The organism is Micromonospora sp. NPDC005413 (assembly GCF_040606435.1).
Lineage (GTDB): Bacteria > Actinomycetota > Actinomycetes > Mycobacteriales > Micromonosporaceae > Micromonospora.
The window spans coordinates 57,168-74,341 of the sequence record NZ_JBEXEV010000021.1 but is presented as its reverse complement, the minus strand read 5'-3'; the positions used below and the strand labels follow the sequence as shown (position 1 = coordinate 74,341).

Sequence of the window (17,174 nt, the reverse complement as noted above, 5' to 3'; positions counted from 1 at the left end):
GGCTGCTCAGGACAGGTCCGGAACGGCGAGCAACCGGGCCAGGCCGGGCGGATCGGCGACGGTCACCGTGACCGCCGGGTGTCGTGGCCGCCCGCCGGGCACCACGGCCGGCACCGGTACGCCGAAGCGCAGGCAGATCCCGCCGGCGGTGCTGCTGCCGAAGCTCGCGCCGCTGTCGGCCAGCGACAGGTGTGGCCCGATCACCCGCCACCAGCGGTACGGGCCGCTCAGCTCGACGGCGGACACGTTGTCCCGGTCGGTCCGCAGCCGCCACGGCCCGTACCGGATCAGCAGATCCCGGTCGGTCACGGCGACCCAGGCCGTCGTCGGGCGGACCCCCAGCAGCGCCAACATCGGGCGGAACACCGGGTCGAAGCGGAACGGGAACCGCGTCGCGGCGCCGGTCATCGCGCACCGGGCCGGACGGTGGGTCGCGGCACCGGGCCACCCGGCCGCAGTGGACCGGGCCGCGCGGGCCGGGGGCGGGAGGCGGGCCGGCGCCGGGCCAGGACGGTCATGGCGCGGGCGTACCCCGTACGAGCCCGCCGACACCCCCGAAACGCCTCATCCTCGGCAGGGCCTCGACGCCCTCCCCCACCGCCGGCCGGCACCCCCCGGGCCGACCGACGGTGGCAGACGGTCGACACCCCCCGGGGCCGACCGGCTGTACCCCCCCGGGGCCGACCGAACCTCGGACCACACGGGGTGGGCGGAACTGGTGGGACGCGCCCCCGCGCTCCGCCGCCCCCCACGGGGCGGAGCGCGGGGACCCCCCGTCCCGGCTACTGCAGGAACGCCCCCAGGGGCGAGAGCAGCAGCCGGCCGAGCGCCGCGGCGTTGTCGTCCAGCCGCGTACGCTCACACTCGCGGGCGTCCGGGTCGTGCCGGCACCGCCAGATCTTCTGTGCGTTACGCCAGGCGACATCGCGGGTGTACTCGACCAGTTCCCCCTGGTACCAGTCGTCGATGTCACCGTTGAGCATGTCGATGAGCAGCTGCCACCGCTCCAGGTAGCCGCGGCGCAGGCCCGGGATCTTGTCCGCGAAGATCTTGTTGATCTCGAGGTAGTCGTGGTGCTGGTCGCTGCCGTCGACCGGCTCCGACTCCAGGTGGTCGAACGTGGTCACCAACGCGAACGGCAGGTCGAAGTTGATGTGCGCGTTCACCCCGGCCGCCGCGGAGGGCAGCGGACGGGCGTCCGGCCCCCGCATTCGCTCGAAGAGACACGACCACGCCTTCGGTGTGCCCGGGCTGGAGTCGGTCCACAGGCGCATCGCGTCGAAATACCTTGCGGCGAACTCGACGTCGAGCCGCGAGAGGAAGGCCGGGTCGACGAACCGGTCGTCGTACAGCCCGTCGAGCACACTGCTGGTGATGGTCAGGTAGAGCCTGTTGAAGTCAGCGAGGGGGCAACTGTCCTCCAACGGAGGCAGCCGCACCAGCAGGTCCTGGAGTTTGGTGAGGTGATCGACCACGGCTGGCACGTCCGCGGGATGGTCGGCGAGCAGGTCGACGATGTCCCGGTGCACGGGCCCCCAGACCGGTTCGGTCATCTCTCCTCCATGGTGGTCGGCGGCATCCCCCGTGCCGTCGTCGACGCGGCTCAGCCTCTCAGCCGACACCCGCTCGGCGGATCAGTAGAACGACGTATCCCGGCGCGCACACGCGCCGGCGGACGGAGCGGCCGGTCAGCCGCGCTGGTTGCGCAACTGGATAGCGCTGGCCTGGACCCGGGTACGGACCTGGAGCTTGTCGAAGATGTGCGACACGTGGACCCCGATGGTCCGCTCGCTGATGAACAGCCGCTGCCCGATTTCCTTGTTGGTCAGCCCCTCGGCGACCAGCGCAAGCACTTCCCGCTCCCGTGCGGTGAGCGCCGTCAACTCGTCGTCGGCCGCCTCGGCGGGTGCACCCCGCGTACCGCCGGTGGTCTCGAGCTCGTCCAGCGACACCCGGGCCCGCCCGGCGAGCTCGCGGATCTCCGAGGTCAACGGCACCGCACCCAACCCCTGCGCCACCCGGTACGCCTCACGCAGCAGCTTGCCGGCGGTGGCCACCCGGCTGCGACGAGCCAGCAGCGCCTCGGCCTGCCGCAGTCGCGAGTACGCCGCCGGGTACGGGTGGTGACGTCGATCCCACTCGGCGACCGACGCGGCCCACAGCTCCGGGTCGCTGCCGTCGAGGCGGCTCACCTCGGCGGCGCAGAGTGCCAGGAAGCCCTCGACCACCGACCGCACCGGTCGGGCCGCACCGGCGCTCTTGCGGGACACCCGCTCGGCGACGTCCCGCAGCCGTCGTACCGCCGTCGGGTCCACGGCCACGGTGCGGCTGGCGTGCGCCTCCGCCTCGGCGCGCAGGCCGTGCCAGACCAGAGCGGACAGGATCATCACGTCGTCGGAGCGGCTCTCGGTGAGGCCGCGCTGCACCGCCAGCCGTGCCACGTCGTGCCGGCCCTCCCACATGGCCAGCCCGGAGCGCAGGGTGAGCAGCGGAATGACGTGTCGCGCCCCGCCGCCGGCGAGCAGGGTCGCCACCGCGTCGAGGTCCCGACTGGCGGCCTCGATGTCGCCGTAGCCCACCGAGAGCCGACACCGGGCGAGCAGCAACTCGACGGCGTCCGCACCGGACGGTCGGTGCCGAAGGGCGGCGGCGACCACCTTCTCCGCCTCGGCCCACTGACCCACCCGGAACAGCCCGTTGATGGCGACGGCCAGCAGTCGGGTGCCCCAGGTGCGGCCCAGCCCCAGCTCGGTCACCCGGTCGGCACCCCGCCGGGCCACCACCACGCCCTCTTCGAGGATGTTCAGGGGCCCGGTCAGCAGCTCCGCGAGGTGCAGGTACGCGCAGGCCACGTCCTCGGGCTGGCCGGCGCGCTCGGCGGTGTCGAGGGCGTCGCGCATGACCGCCAGGCCGGCGTCCGGGTCTTCCAGACAGGCGTCGCTGAAGCCCAGCGCCGAGCTGGCCAACACGACCTCGGTGGCGGAACCCTCCACGTTCTCGGCCAGCGACAACGCCTCCCGGGCCCGCTGACCGGCGTCGGCGTACCGGCCCAGGTGCAGCAGCAGCTCGGCCAGGCGCGCGGCGGCGGCGGCCCGGTCACGCGGGGAGCAGTCCGCCGCCTCCAGGGCCCGCTGGTATTCCTCCTCGGCCAGCGCCGAGCGACCGGCGGCGGCCAGGTAACGGGCCCGGCGGATGTGCAGCGCGCAGCTCGGCTCGCCGCCCCGCAGCTCGGCCAGCTCTTCCAGCAGGGCCAGCGCGCGGGCGTGCTCTCCACAGTGGTGGGCCGCCTCGGCGGCGTTCTCGAGCAGCTCAACCCGGTCCACCGTCAGCGGGCCGGGGTCGGCGGCCAACTGCAACGCCGCCGACCAGTGCCGGTGCGCCTCGGCGTAACCGTGCAGCCGCTCGGCCTCCTGCGCGGCGGCCACCGCCGCCGGCAACGCGCGCGCCGGCTCACCGGCCAGCCGCCAGTGGTGCGCCAGCCGGGCCTGGTGCAGCTCACCCGGCGCCGCGGTCAGCGCCTCGGCGTAGCGGCGGTGCAGCCCGGAGCGCTCAGCGGGCAGCAGCTCGTGCGCCAGCACCTCGGCGACGAGGCGGTGCCGTAGCCGGTAACCGTCGTCGGCGCCGACCAGCAGCCGGTGCGCCACCGCGGCGCGGGCCGCGTCGATCAGCTCGTCCTCCGGCAACCGCAGCACCTGGGCCAGCAGCCAGTGCTGCACCGGCTCGACGCCGGCGGCCACCGCGTGCACCACCGCGTGCGCGTGCTGGGGCAGCGCGTCGACCCGGTCCAGGAAGATCTCCCGCAGCGTCTCGGACAGGCCGTCGCGGCCGTCGCGCAGGTCGCGGGCCAGTTCCTCGATGACGAACGGGTTGCCGCCGCTGCGCTGCCACACCTGCTCGGCGGCGTCGACGGACAGCGTCCGGCCGACCACCGCGGCGGCGAGCTTGTCGGTGTCGGCCCGGCCCAGTGTTGCCAGGTCGAGCACCCGCACCGTCCGTAGCCGACGCAGCTCGGTGAGCACCCGGCGCAGCGGGTGGGCGCCCTGCAACGACTCGGCGCGCACCGCGGCCAACACCGAGAGCTGGAGGTCACCGAGCCCGGCCAACAGGTAGAGCAGCAGCTGCCGGGTGCTCCGGTCGACCCACTGCAGGTCGTCGAGGATCAACACCAGCGGTCTGCCCTCGGCGATCAGGTGCAACCCGCGGGAGACCCGCTCCAGCAACGCGCCCGCGCCGTCCGGACCGGCGGTCTCGTCGGCGAACATCTGCAACAGCCCACGCACCGCCGAGGAGGCGCGCGCGTGCTGCGTGGAGACATCGGCGTCGAAGCGGCGCAGTGCCTGCAACAGCGGGTGCAGCGGAGAGGCGTCGCCGATGTCCAGGCAGCTGCCGGTGAGCACCACGGCACCCTGATCGCGCAGCCGGTCGCCGATCTCACCCAACAGGCGGGTCTTGCCCACGCCGCTCTCGCCGGTCAGGAAGACGGCGGCGGTCTGCCCGTGCGCGGCGTCACCGAGCAGAGCGGACCGAACCGTCTGCATCAGCTCGGCCCGGCCGACGAGCGGCGCGGTGTCCACATCGCTGGCCATGGCACGCAGCCTAATCACAGGGCCCCTCACCGTTCTACGGCCACCGCCCGCTTGTGGTACTCCTCGCGTCGACTTTGCGACTAAAGGTTGCGGGTGGCCGACATACGTCGTTCGGCAGATCCCCCGTCGGCCCAGTGGTGCCAATCTCCGGAGGTCATCAGGCATCAGCGGGGAGAAGGGCCGGTGGGATACCCATGACCACCATCGTCGTCGACGTGCAGCGGACCGCACACCCGCACTGGCCGGTGCCGGAGGAGAGACGCACCGTCACCGTGCTCTTCGCCGACATCGTCGGCTCCACGGCGCTGGTGGACCGGCTCGATCCGGAGGACGTCCGAGCGTTGCAGCGGGCCTACTTCGACACGGTCGCCGGCGTGCTGCACCGCTGGCAGGGCGTGGTCGAGAAGTACGTCGGCGACGCGGTGATGGCGCTCTTCGGCGCGCGGCACTCCGACGGCTTCGACGCGTACCGCGCGGTCCGCGCCGGCCTGGAGATCCAGGCCGCGCTGGACCGCCGCCCCACGGTCGGGGGTGCCAAGCTGCGGGTACGGGTCGGTGTCGCCACCGGCGAGGTGATGGTCGACGTGGGCAGCGCCGTCAGCGGCGGCCACGGCGTGGCCAGCGGCGCGGTGATCACTACCGCGGCCCGCCTGCAGGAGTACGCCCCACCCGGCGCCGTCGCACTCTGCGCGGCCACCGCGCGAGCCACCGCGGGCCTGATCACCCAGCGTCAGCTGACGCCGGTGTCGGTCGCCGGCCGGGTGCCGCCGGTGCCGGTCTGGCACGCCGTCGGTCCGGTGCGCCCCGGCGCCGACCGGCACGACGGCCCGCTGATCGGTCGCCGCCGCGAACTGGCCACCATCCGCGAGCAGCTGAGCTTGGCCATCCGGGAGAAGAACCCGCGCTGGGTCTCCCTGGTCGGCCCCACCGGCAGTGGCCGCAGCCGGCTGCTGCACGAGTTGACCCGTGGGCTGACCACGGTGGACGAGTTGCCGGTGTGCTGGTGCGTGGCGACCTGTCAGCCGTACCCCGATCAGGTGTTGGCACCGGTCGCGGAGCTGCTCCGCAGCCTCGCCGGCACCCGCCACGGTGACGGCCCGGCGGCGGTCCGCGACCGGCTGGTCGCCGCCCTGACGCCGCTGTTTCCGCCGGCCCGTGTCACGGCGGCGGTTGCGGCGCTGCAGCGGTTGCTGACCACCCCGGACGACTCGACCGCGGCGCTGGCGGGCGCGGCGGTCTTCCGGGACGTCCTGCTGCGCCTGGCCGCCCACCAGCCGCTGATCGTCGCCGTCGACGACGTGGACCGGGCCGCGCCCGCGGTGAGCCGGTTCCTGCACGCGCTGTTCAGCGCGGCGACGTCGCGCGGGCTGCCGCTGGCCGTGGTCACCCTGCACCAACCGCAGTGGGCCGACACCCGGCCCGGTCCGGCCCGGAGGCTGACGATCGGACCGCTGGCCACGGTGCAGTCCGGGCGACTGCTGCGCCACCTGCTGACCCGGGCCGGGCAGCCGGTGGCCCTGGTCGACCGGCTGCTGCCGCTGGTGGGGGGTCGCCCCGGGCACGCGGCGGCGTACGTCGCGTCGGTCGTGGACGGTGCCGACCCGGTGGCGCTCCCGCTGCCCGAGGCGGTACGTCGGACCGTCGGCGCGGAACTGGACCACCTCGACGGTGAGCGGCGGGCGGTGCTGATGGCCTCCGGCACCCTCGACGGCATGATCTCCGGCGCGGCCGTCGACAGGGCGCTCGGCTGGACAGCCGGCCGGTCGGCACCGGCCCTACGCGGGCTGGTCGTTGCCGGGCTGCTGCTCCCCCACCGCGCCGGCGGCTACGTGTTCGCCGCGCCCGCGCTGCGCCAGGTCGCCGCCGAGCGGTTGCCCCGCGCGCTGCGGGCCGTCTTCACCCGCCGGGCCGCCCACACTCCACGCCTCGATGCCGTCCTACGCGACGACCGCGCTGATGCCATTCGTGCTGATGCCGTTCGTGCTGCCGCCTTCCACGCGGGTGTCGGCCCGGCCGCGAGGCGCACCGGGGTTGTGCGCCTCGACTCCGTTCGCTCCCGGGCCGGCCGCTTCGACGCCGTCCTCGCACCGCTGGCCCCGGCACGGCCGACCGGTCCCACCGGCCCACTGCCGCTGCGCCAACGCGTCCCCATCCCGACGATGGCCACCCGACAGGCCGCACCGACTCCCGGGGTCAGCCGTCCACCCGCCTCCCACCGGCTCCGAGCCGTCGCGTCGGCCGGTGACGTGCCGCCGACCAACGCAGGCACGCCGCCGACCAACGCGGGCGTGCCGCCGACCAACGCGGGCGCTCACTGGCGCCCGCGCGTCGATAGAACCCCAGCGTCGAGTCGCACGCAGCCTGGCGTGCCGAGGTCAGCCGGACGCGGCCCGTTGCCTGGCTTGCCGAGGTCAGCCGGACGCGGCTCGCTGCCTGGCGTGCCGGGGTCGGCCGGACGCCGCCCGCTGTCCGGCGTCGGCGCTCCGCCCGGCATGGCGCTCACCGCACCCCGCCCGCCGTTGATGTGCCGGACGGACGGTCTGGCCGCCGCCGCCTGAGGATCCACCGGCGGATGCGGCAGGCCGGCCGGGCGCCGCCGGCACAGTACGTCGTTCCGGTTCGCCCGAGCTGTACGAGGTGAGCGAGACTGCCATCGCAGCGGGTCAGGACGGCCGCCCGCCGAACTGCCAGTTGTGCACTTCGATGTCGGCGTACCGGTCCCGGGTCAGGATGGCGCGCGCCGCGTCCGGGTTCGGCGCTCGGACCAGCGCGGCGGTACCGAGCCACGTGGCGCCGTCGTCGGACAGCAGGGGCCCGTACGCGATCAGCTCGTCCGAGTCGGGCGGCACGTCCAGGTCGGCGGGCTGCCCCAGGCCGAGGCCGAGCACCAGGTACCGGTTGCCGCCAGTCCGGCCACCCGGGAAGTCCCACATCGTGCGGCCGAGCGTGTTGCGCCACCGGCGCAGCAGCACATCCCGGTACGCGCCGGCCTGGTAGTTGGGCTCATCGAAGGCGAACGTCCGAGCAGCGGCAGGATCGGGCACGTCGATGATGTGCACGCTGCCGGTAGGCGTGTCGTCGACGAAGGTGGGGCCGCGGGCGATCATTTCCGCCGCGTACCGGTCCATGTAGGACCAGTGCTCTTCCAGCAGCTCGTCGCGCAGCGCCGCCGAGCCGGGCCGGTCGCGGTGGTAGCACAGGAACTCCATGCCGCACATTGTTGACGGGGTGCCCCACACCCTTGCGGGCCGGGCCGCCCCGCCGCTCTACGGCACGGACGCCGAGGCCAGCAGCGCCGCAGTGGGCAGCGCGGCTGTTCGCGGATCAACGGGCAGCTCAGACGGTCAGCGGGCGGCCAGGAAGGCCAGCACCCGCGGCCACGCCGCCGCGGCGGCGTCCGGGGCGTACTCGGGCAGGTCCGGGTCGGTGAACAGGTGCCCCACACCGGGATAGCGGAAGACTGTCAGGTCGGCACCGGCGTCGGTCATCGTCTGCTGCCATTCGTCGACCTCGTCCGGCGCGTCGTACGGGTCCGGGTCGGCGAGGTGCAGCTGCACCGGCAGCCCGGCGCGGACGGCGTCCGGTGCGCCACCGGTGCCGTGCAGCAGGAGCAGACCGGCAGAGTCGGGGCGCTCGGCCAGCAGCGCTCCGGCCACACCGGCGCCCATCGAGAAGCCGGCGAGCACTGTCTCCGGTGGCAGGTCGCGCAGCGCTGCCCGGGCCCGGTCGAGCACCACCTCGTGGCCGATCTTGTCGAGCAGCGCGAAGCCGTCCTCGACGGTGTCGGTGGCCGGGACGCCGTACAGGTCGGGGGTGGTGACCCGGTGCCCGGCGGCGCGCATCCGGTCGGCGGCGGCGCGCACGGCGGGCCGCAGCCCGTACACGGAGTGGAACAGCACGACGTGTCGCATCAGGTCATCCTGCCGCAGCCGAGCGTCGTTCCGGTGTGGCCACGCGGTACGGCCGGCCGACGACCCGCGACGATGCGGGGGTGGCCGATGATCGTTGGCAGCTGAGCGACTCGACACGCCGGGTGGAGCCCTGCTGAGCTGCCAGCGATCGGGGCCGGTCGGTCAGGCGGCCGGTCGCTGGTCGACGATGCGGCGCATCTTGCCCATCGACCGCTCCACCGCGTCCGGTGCGAGGACGTCGACGGCCACGCTCACCCCGATGGTGTTCTTCACCAGCTCGACCAGGGTCGTGCCGGCCCGCTCGGCTTCGTCCACGGCGACCCCGACGCGCCGCTCCACCCGCACCGTCAGGGTGTCCAGCCGGCCCTGCCGGTCGAGGACGCACTGGAAGTGCGGCGACAGCTGCGGGGTGCGCAGAATCAGCTCCTCGATCTGGGTGGGGAAGACGTTCACCCCACGCACGATCATCATGTCGTCGGTCCGACCGGTGATCTTCTCGATCCGGCGCATCGGGCGGGCGGTGCCGGGCAGCAGCCGGGTCAGATCGCGGGTGCGGTAGCGCACGACCGGCATCGCCTCCTTGGTCAGCGAGGTGAGCACCAGCTCGCCCTGTTCACCGTCGGGCAGCACCACCCCGGTGACCGGGTCGATGATCTCCGGATAGAAGTGGTCCTCCCAGAGGTGCAGCCCGTCCTTGGTCTCGACACACTCGGTGGCCACGCCGGGGCCCATCACCTCGGAGAGCCCGTAGATGTCGACCGCGTGGATGTCCAGCCGGTGTTCCATCTCCCGACGCATGTCCTCGGTCCACGGCTCCGCCCCGAAGATGCCCACCCGCAGTGAGGTGGCGCGCGGGTCGAGACCCTGGCGCTGCATCTCGTCCACGATGGCGAGCATGTAGCTGGGCGTGACCATGATGACCTCGGGTTCGAAGTCGCGGATCAGCATGACCTGACGTTCGGTCATGCCCCCGGAGACCGGGATGACCGTGCAGCCCAGCTCCTCGGCCCCGTAGTGCGCGCCGAGCCCGCCGGTGAAGAGCCCGTAGCCGTACGCGATGTGCACCCGATCGCCGGGACGACCGCCGGAGGCGCGGATGGACCGGGCCATCAGTCGGGCCCAGGTCCGCAGGTCGTCGCGGGTGTAGCCGACCACGGTCGGTCGGCCCGTGGTGCCGGAGGAGGCATGCAGACGAGCGACCCGGTCCCGGGGTACGGCGAACATGCCGAACGGGTAGTTCTCCCGCAGCTCCGCCTTGCCGGTGAACGGGAAGCGGGCCAGGTCGTCGAGATCCCGGCAGTCGTCGGGGTGCACCCCCGCCGCGTCGAACGCCCGGCGGTAGTGCGGCACGTTGTCGTACGCGTGCCGCAGCGACCAGCGCAACCGTTCGAGTTGCAGGGCGCGCAGCTCGTCGGTGCCGGCGCGCTCGATCGGCTCCAGCTCCTCCGGACGAGGGGTGCGGTCCTGCATCGCCTGCCTCCTTCTCGCGACGGCCCCGGGCGCGGCTGCCGGTACCGTACGCCGCAGCGCGCCGCCCCGCGACAGGGCCGGGCGGGGCAGCGCGCCGCCCCGCGAAGGGGCCGGGCGGGGCAGCGCGCCCCCCGCGAAGGGGCCGGGCGGGGCAGCGCGCCGCCCGCGAAGGGGCCGTACGCCGCAGCGCGCCGCCCCGGCGAAGGGGCCGGGCGGGTCAGCGGGCGGTCGGCAGCCGGTGCAGGGCGTCGACCAGCGGAGCCAGCTCGGGGGTGGCCGCCGCCTCGGCGAGCGCGTCGCTGAGCACCCGGTCGTGGGTGGGTCTGGCCTGGGCGAGCAGCTCGGAGCCGGCCGGGGTCAGCTCGGTGTAGATGCCGCGCCGGTCGTCGGCGCAGAGGATGCGGGTGAGCAGGCCACGCTGCTCGAGCCGGGTGACCAGGCGGGTGGTGGCGCTGCCGGAGAGCGCGGCGGCCCGGGCGAGCTGGCTCATCCGCATGTGCCAGCCGTCCTGACGGGAGAGCGCGTCGAGCACCGTGTATTCGACGACGGACAGGTCGTGGCCAGCCTGCAACGCCCGCTCCAGAGACGTCTCGATCAGCCCGTGCAGGGCAGCGAGGGTGCGCCATCCCTGCGAACGGATCTCGACCGCGTCGTCGCCGATGCCCATGCCGGCCCCCTCGGGTGTGATCTGGACGGCAAAGGCTACCACGCTTGCGCCGATATAACGCGCGTGCAAGTATCTGTTTGTCGGCGCGCGTAGTTGCACGCGCCGCATATCTGCCCCCTCCCCGATGGGAAGACCATGTCCGTACGCCAAAAGTCCCTGCCGCCCGGCCTGATCGCGCTGGCCATCGGCGCCTTCGGCATCGGGCTCACCGAATTCGTGATCATGGGGCTACTGCCGGAGGTGGCGGCCGACTTCGCGGTCACCGAGCCCGTGGCCGGCTGGCTGATCTCCGGCTACGCGCTCAGCGTCGCCGTGGGCGGGGTTGCCCTCACCGCGGCGGTCACCAGACTGCCCCGCAAGCCGGTGCTGCTCGGCCTGATGGTGCTCTTCATCATCGGCAACCTGCTCTCCGCGGTCGCTGGTGAGTACGCCGTGATGATGGCCGGCCGGATCGTCGCCGCGCTCTGCCACGGCGCGTTCTTCGGCATCGGCGCCGTGGTGGCCGCCGGCCTGGTCGCACCGGCACGTCGGGCGGGCGCCATCGCCATGATGTTCGCCGGCCTGACCATCGCGAACGTGCTCGGCGTTCCCTTCGGCACGTTCCTCGGGCAGCACTTCGGCTGGCGGTCGACGTTCTGGGCGATCACCGCGATCGGAGTGGTCGCGCTGATCGGACTGGCCCTGCTCGTCCCGGGTCGCGACACCGCCGACGCCGACCGCCCGGCCGCTGGGCTGCGCGCCGAGTTGCGCGCCTTCACCCACTCGCAGGTCTGGCTCTCCCTGGTGATCACGGTCCTGGGCTTCGGCGGAATGTTCGGCGCGTTCACCTACATCGCGTACACGCTCACCGAGGTCAGCGGCTTCGCGACCAGCACCGTACCGTGGCTGCTCGTCCTCTTCGGGTTGGGTCTCTTCGCCGGCAACCTGCTCGGCGGCCGGGCGGCGGACAGGTCGCTGTCGCGCACCCTGGTCGTCGTCCTGGCGGTGCTCACCGTGGTGCTCGTCGGGTTCGCGCTGACCGCGACGAACCCGGTGCTGACCATCGTCTCGCTGGTGCTGATGGGCGGGTTCGGCTTCGCCACCGTGCCGCCGCTGCAGATGCGGATCATGCGTTACGCGCACCAGGCGCCAACCCTGGCGTCCGGGGCGAACATCGCGGCGTTCAACCTCGGCAACGCGCTGGGCGCCTGGATCGGCGGCGTGACCATCGCCGCCGGGCTCGGCTACACCTCGCCGATCTGGGCCGGCGCCGCGCTCACCCTGGCCGGACTGGGCGTCCTGCTCGGAGCACTGCGACTGGCCCGCCGCGGCGAGCCGACGAAGGCCGAGGTGGACCTGGTCGACACGGCGATCTGACCCCGGGCTGGCATGAGGACGCCGGGCCGGGTGGATGCCCGACCCGGCGTCACCCCGATCATCGCTTTGCCATCTTCTCGCAGTTGCAAGTTATGTGCAACAAGGTCTGGACAACGCGCTCTCGTTGTAACTAGCCTGATCGCTATGAGTCCTTACATCGTGGATCCGTGGGCCTGGCAGGAGAGCTGGGACCGCCAGCAGGAGGCCTTCATGCCGGACCGGGAACACCGGTTCACCGCCATGCTCGACACCGTCGACGCGGTCCTCGACGGTCGGCCGCCGCGCCTGCTCGATCTGGCCGGCGGCACCGGCACCATCTCGCTGCGGACCCTGGCGCGCTTCCCCGGCGCCGAGGTGACCCTGCTCGACCTCGACCCGGCATTGCTCGCCATCGCCGGCGCCTCGCTGGCCGACCGGGCCACCATCGTCACGGCCAACCTCGACACCCCCGAGTGGCGCTCCGCGCTCCCCCACCGCGAGTACGACGCCGTGCTCACCGCCACCGCCCTGCACTGGCTGCCGGCCGACCGGCTCAGCCAGCTCTACGCCGAGCTGCGCGACGTGCTGCGACCGGGCGGGGTCTTCGTCAACGCCGACCACATGCCGGACGACACCCTGCCGGAGCTCACCAAGCGCCTGCTGGACCGGGCACGCGACCGACGCAACGCCCGGTACGCCGCCGGCTCGGTGCTGTCCTGGTCGGACTGGTGGGAGCGGGCCGGCGCCGACCCCGTACTCGCCCCGCTGGTCGCCCAGCGCCGCACGATCTACCCCACCGGGCACAGCCCCGAGTGGAACCCGCCGGCCTCCTGGCACCTCGCCGCGCTCACCACCGCCGGGTTCACCGAGGTCGGCACTGTGTGGCGGGGCGGCCCGGACGCCGCCGTGGCAGCAGTACGCTAAGGACCCGTGTCAGAGCCGTTCGAGCCGCGTACCGACCCCGACGTCGACCTCCACGTCCCCGCCGACCGGGGCGAGCTGACCGCGCGCCCCGCAAGGATTCTCGCCACCATCGCGGCCGGCGGGATGATCGGTGCGCTGGCCCGGGCCGGCCTGCAACACGCCGCCCCGCACCCGCCGACGGGTTTCCCCTGGGCGACATTCGGCATCAACCTGTCCGGCTGTCTGTTGATCGGCGTGCTGATGGCGGTGCTCGGGCACCTCGGCGGTGGGCGCCCGCTGGTCCGCCCGTTCCTCGGGGTCGGCGTGCTCGGCGGGTTCACCACCTTCTCCACCTACGCGGTGGACGTTCAGCAGGCGCTCGTCGCGGGCGCCCCGGGCACCGCGCTGGCGTACCTGGCCGCCACGGTGCTCGGGGCACTGGTCGCGGTCGGGTTGGGCGACGCCAGCACCGCCGGGCTGCTGCGACGGTGGGCGCCCCGATGACCGTCCTGCTCATCGCCCTGGGCGCGGCCGTGGGCGCGCCCCTGCGCTACCTCACCGACCGGGCCGTGCAGTCCCGGCACGGCTCGGCGTTTCCCTGGGGCACGCTCACCGTCAACGTGGTCGGGTCGCTGCTGCTCGGTGTCCTGGTCGGGTGGCCGACCGAGCCGGCGGTCAGCGCGTTGCTCGGCACCGGGTTCTGCGGCGCGCTGACCACCTACTCCACGTTCAGTTACGAGACGCTGCGGCTGACGCAGGGCGGCCATCGCCTCCTCGCGTTGGCCAACGTGGTGGGCAGCGTCGCCGCCGGGCTCGTCGCCGCCACCGTCGGCTACGCCCTGGCCCGCGCCCTGACGGGCTGACCCGAACGCGCCCTGACCAGGGGGCTGCCCAGAACACCCCGAGGGTATATACGCGGGGTATACCCTCGGGGTAATCTCCCCTCATGAGCGTGCCACTGACCCTTCTCGGCCTCCTCGAACGGGAGCCCAGCCACGGGTACGACCTGAAACGCGACTACGACGCCTTCTTCGGGCGGGGCAAGCCGCTGCCGTTCGGCCAGGTCTACTCCACCCTCAGCCGTCTGGCCCGGGACGGCAAGGTGGTGATCAGCGACGTCGCCCCCGGCTCCGGCCCCGACCGCAAGCGCTACATCATCACCGACCTGGGCGCGACCGACGTCGAGCAGTGGCTGGTCCAGCCGGTCGAGCCGGAGCCGCACCTGCAGACGGTGCTCTTCGCCAAGGTCGTGCTCGCGCTGATGCTGGACCGTCCCGCCGACGAATACCTCGACACCCAGCGCGGCGCGCACCTGCAGCGGATGCGCGAGCTCACCGAGATCAAGCGCGCCGGCAGCCTCGTCGACGCGTTGCTCGCCGACCACGGTCTGTACCACCTGGAGGCGGACCTCCGATGGATCGAGATGACCGGCGCCCGGCTGGACGCCCTGAGGAAGGCGGTGCGGCCATGAGCGTCGTGATCGAAGCACGCGATGTGGAGTTCTCCTTCGGCCGGACGGCCGCACTGCGAGGCGCCAGCATCGCCGTGGACGCGGGCGAGATCCTCGCCATCATGGGCCCGAGCGGCTCGGGCAAGTCCACCCTGCTGCACTGTCTTGCCGGCATTCTCGTGCCCAACTCCGGCGAGATCCTCTTCGACGGAGCCCGGGTCGACACCATGGACGAGACCGCGCGCAGCGGTCTGCGCCGCGACCGCTTCGGCTTCGTGTTCCAGTTCGGCCAGCTCGTCCCCGAGCTCACCGCTGCGGAGAACGTCGCCCTGCCGCTGCTGCTCAGCGGCGTGCGCCGGACGGACGCGCTGCGCAGGGCGTACGCCTGGTTCGAGCGCCTCGGCCTGGACGGCATGGAGCAGCGCCGGTCGGGTGAGCTGTCCGGCGGGCAGGCGCAACGCGTCGCCCTCGCCCGAGGGCTGGTCGCCGAGCCGCAGGTCCTCTTCGCCGACGAGCCGACCGGCGCGCTCGACTCGCTCACCGGCGAGCAGGTCATGGACCTGCTGGTCAGCGCCGCCCGCGAGCAGGGCACCACGGTCATCCTGGTCACCCACGAGGCCAGGATCGCGGCGTACGCCGACCGCGAGGTCATGGTCCGCGACGGGCGCGTGAACGCGCCGGACCGGATCGCCTCATGATCGGCTTCGGGCTCCGCCTCGCTCTGGCCGGCGGTCGCGAGGCGCTCACCCGCCTGGCCATCATCGCCGCCGCCGTCGCGGTTGGCACCGGGCTGCTGCTGACCACCCTCGCCGGGGTCAACGCCGTCAACACGCAACTCACCCGGTACGCGTCGATCTATCCCAACGCCTCGACGGGCGGCGACGCCGACCCGCTGTGGTGGTCGACCCGGGAGGACTACTTCCACGGCGAGCAGATCATCCGGATCGACGTCGCCGCCACCGGGACCAACGCGCCCACCCCGGTCGGCATCCCGACCACCCCGGGGCCCGGGGAGTTCTACGCCTCGCCCTCGTTGCAGAGGCTGATGGCCGCCCACCCGGCCGACCAACTGGGCGACCGCTACCAGGGGCGCGACCTCGGCACCGTCGGCGCGGCCGGGCTGACCTCGCCGGACACCCTGCTCGCCATCGTGGGCGGCACTCCCGACCATGTCGCCAAACTGCCCAACGTCAGGCAGGTCACCAGCGTCGGCGACACTCCCGCGCTCCCCGAGACCACGGTGAACCTCCTCCTGGGCGTCATCGCCGGTGGGCTGCTGTTCCCGGTGCTGATCTTCATCGGCACCGCCACCCGGCTCAGCGCGGCCCGCCGGGAGCAGCGCTTCGCCGCGATGCGCCTGGTCGGCGCGACACCGAAGCAGATCTCGGTGGTGGCGGCGGTGGAGGCGACCGCAGCGGCCGTCGCCGGCACCGCCGTCGGCTTCGGCCTGTTCTACGCGTTCCGCGGCTCGCTCGCGAGCATCCCGTTCACCGGCATGCCGTTCTTCCCCAATGACATGTCGCTGGGCGTGCTGGATGTCCTGCTCGTCGCGCTCGGCGTCCCGGTCGGCGCGGGGGTGGCAGCCCAGGTCTCGCTGCGCCGCGTACGGATCTCGCCGCTGGGCGTCACTCGCCGGGTCACCCCACGCGCACCTCGTGCGTACCGGCTGATCCCGGCCCTTCTCGGTGTCGCTGTGCTGTTCTTCGCCCTCGGCTTCCGGCCCGAGACGTCCGACGGCCAGACCGCGGTGTTCCTGCCCGGCCTGCTGCTCATCATGGCCGGCCTGGTCCTCGCCGGCCCGTGGTTGACGATGGTCGGCGCCCGCGTCATGGCCCGGTACGCCAGCCGCCCCGCCACCCTCATCGCCGCGCGACGCCTCGCCGACAACCCGAAGGCCGGCTTCCGGGCGATCAGCGGGATCATGCTCGCGCTCTTCGTCACGAGCGTGTCCGTCGGCGTGATCACCACGATCGTCGCCAATCGCGGCCCGGCGCCGGTCGGCTCGACCGATGCGGGCACCGTGACCACCGTCTTCACCGAGAAGCCACCGTCGGTGCCCGACACGCTGTTCGCCGACCTGCACGCGATCACCGGCGTGCGGTCCGCGACCGCCATCCGCGAGAACCCGGAGTTGACCACCTCCGGCGAGGTCGGGCTGATCGCATGCGCCGACATCCCGAGCGCGTACGGCCGGTGCGCCGAGGGCGTCACCGTCGCCGAGGTGCCGTTGGGCCTCAGCCGCTGGCGGGAATCGGCGTCGCCCGCGACGGTCTGGCCCGCCGCGTCGCTCACCCTCGACGAGCTTCAGCGGCTGCCGGTGCTGTCGATCGTCGTCGGCACGGATGGTTCCGCCACCGCCGTCGAGCGCACCCGCACCGTGCTCGAAATCGCCTACCCGACCTTCTGGGTCGGGCCGAACGTGCCCGGCGACTTCGAGTCGGGCTTCGCCAACACGCTGCGCGGCTGGGAACAACTGGCCAACGTCATCATCATCGCCAGCCTCGCGCTCGGCGGGTGCAGCCTCGCGGTCAGCGTGATCGGCGGTCTCACCGAGCGCAGACGCCCGTTCAGCCTGCTGCGTCTCAGCGGCGCACCGGTACGGGTCCTGCGACGGGTGGTGGCGCTGGAGAGCGCCGTACCGATGCTCGCCGTCGCCGCCATCGCCGTGGGGATGGGCCTCCTCGCCGCGCACCTGTTCCTCCGGGCACAGATGGACTACACACTCGTCGCGCCAGGACCGACCTTCTACGTGATCGTGGTCGTCGGGTTGGCAGCCTGCCTCGGCATCATCGCCTCCACCCTGCCGCTGCTGGAACGCATCACCGGTCCGGAGACCGCCCGCAGCGAGTAGT

General features: G+C 73.1%; 15 protein-coding genes. 8 read left to right on the top strand and 7 right to left on the bottom strand.

From position 1 onward, the window contains the following. Positions 1-6 precede the first annotated feature (6 nt). The 3 genes from ABZS37_RS21310 to ABZS37_RS21300 form a co-directional block, all read right to left on the bottom strand. Positions 7-408, bottom strand: coding sequence for a hypothetical protein (locus ABZS37_RS21310; protein WP_355171394.1), 402 nt, complete (start codon positions 406-408; stop codon positions 7-9). A 374-nt stretch (positions 409-782) separates the two neighbouring features. After that, positions 783-1,553 (bottom strand): DUF5995 family protein, encoded by a 771-nt coding sequence (locus ABZS37_RS21305; protein ID WP_354994160.1) that lies wholly within the window; start codon positions 1,551-1,553, stop codon positions 783-785. Between the two features lie 135 nt (positions 1,554-1,688). After that, on the bottom strand, positions 1,689-4,586 hold the full coding sequence (locus ABZS37_RS21300; protein WP_355171392.1) for an AAA family ATPase: 2,898 nt from the start codon (positions 4,584-4,586) through the stop codon (positions 1,689-1,691). Between the two features lie 194 nt (positions 4,587-4,780). On the opposite strand from ABZS37_RS21300, the gene ABZS37_RS21295 reads away from it, so the two are divergent. Beyond that, positions 4,781-7,144: an adenylate/guanylate cyclase domain-containing protein gene (locus ABZS37_RS21295; protein WP_355171390.1), complete on the top strand. Its 2,364-nt coding sequence runs from the start codon at positions 4,781-4,783 to the stop codon at positions 7,142-7,144. 105 nt (positions 7,145-7,249) lie between these two features. On the opposite strand, the gene ABZS37_RS21290 is transcribed toward ABZS37_RS21295, so the two are convergent. The 4 genes from ABZS37_RS21290 to ABZS37_RS21275 all read right to left on the bottom strand — a co-directional run bounded on the left by ABZS37_RS21290 (position 7,250) and on the right by ABZS37_RS21275 (position 10,676). Beyond that, the gene (locus ABZS37_RS21290; RefSeq protein ID WP_355171388.1) at positions 7,250-7,795 is read right to left on the bottom strand and encodes a YciI family protein; all 546 of its coding nucleotides are present in this window, start codon (positions 7,793-7,795) and stop codon (positions 7,250-7,252) included. 135 nt (positions 7,796-7,930) lie between these two features. Continuing rightward, the gene (locus tag ABZS37_RS21285; protein WP_355171386.1) at positions 7,931-8,497 is read right to left on the bottom strand and encodes a dienelactone hydrolase family protein; all 567 of its coding nucleotides are present in this window, start codon (positions 8,495-8,497) and stop codon (positions 7,931-7,933) included. A 162-nt stretch (positions 8,498-8,659) separates the two neighbouring features. Beyond that, positions 8,660-9,967, bottom strand: a complete 1,308-nt coding sequence (gene paaK, locus ABZS37_RS21280; RefSeq protein ID WP_355171384.1) for a phenylacetate--CoA ligase PaaK — start codon at positions 9,965-9,967, stop codon at positions 8,660-8,662. A gap of 217 nt (positions 9,968-10,184) precedes the next feature. After that, positions 10,185-10,676 (bottom strand): MarR family transcriptional regulator, encoded by a 492-nt coding sequence (locus ABZS37_RS21275; protein WP_355171382.1) that lies wholly within the window; start codon positions 10,674-10,676, stop codon positions 10,185-10,187. A 93-nt stretch (positions 10,677-10,769) separates the two neighbouring features. Here ABZS37_RS21275 and ABZS37_RS21270 point away from each other — a divergent pair, with 93 nt between their 5' ends. From ABZS37_RS21270 to ABZS37_RS21240, 7 genes are all read left to right on the top strand, one after another. Then, a complete protein-coding gene (locus tag ABZS37_RS21270; protein ID WP_355171380.1) occupies positions 10,770-11,990 on the top strand; it encodes an MFS transporter in 1,221 nt (406 codons plus the stop codon). Between the two features lie 144 nt (positions 11,991-12,134). Continuing rightward, positions 12,135-12,893 (top strand): class I SAM-dependent methyltransferase, encoded by a 759-nt coding sequence (locus ABZS37_RS21265; RefSeq protein WP_355171378.1) that lies wholly within the window; start codon positions 12,135-12,137, stop codon positions 12,891-12,893. 6 nt (positions 12,894-12,899) lie between these two features. Continuing rightward, positions 12,900-13,376: a CrcB family protein gene (locus ABZS37_RS21260; protein ID WP_355171376.1), complete on the top strand. Its 477-nt coding sequence runs from the start codon at positions 12,900-12,902 to the stop codon at positions 13,374-13,376. Continuing rightward, on the top strand, positions 13,373-13,735 hold the full coding sequence (gene crcB / locus ABZS37_RS21255) for a fluoride efflux transporter CrcB (protein ID WP_355171374.1): 363 nt from the start codon (positions 13,373-13,375) through the stop codon (positions 13,733-13,735). The genes ABZS37_RS21260 and crcB overlap by 4 nt, the downstream gene beginning before the upstream one ends. Before the next feature lie 83 nt (positions 13,736-13,818). Further along, entirely contained in the window at positions 13,819-14,343 is a 525-nt protein-coding gene (locus ABZS37_RS21250) for a PadR family transcriptional regulator (RefSeq protein ID WP_355171372.1), read from the top strand. Then, a complete protein-coding gene (locus ABZS37_RS21245; RefSeq protein ID WP_355171370.1) occupies positions 14,340-15,020 on the top strand; it encodes an ABC transporter ATP-binding protein in 681 nt (226 codons plus the stop codon). The genes ABZS37_RS21250 and ABZS37_RS21245 overlap by 4 nt, the downstream gene beginning before the upstream one ends. Then, complete coding sequence (locus ABZS37_RS21240) at positions 15,017-17,173, top strand: FtsX-like permease family protein (protein WP_355171368.1); 2,157 nt, start codon at positions 15,017-15,019, stop codon at positions 17,171-17,173. The genes ABZS37_RS21245 and ABZS37_RS21240 overlap by 4 nt, the downstream gene beginning before the upstream one ends. The last annotated feature ends 1 nt before the right edge of the window (position 17,174 follow it).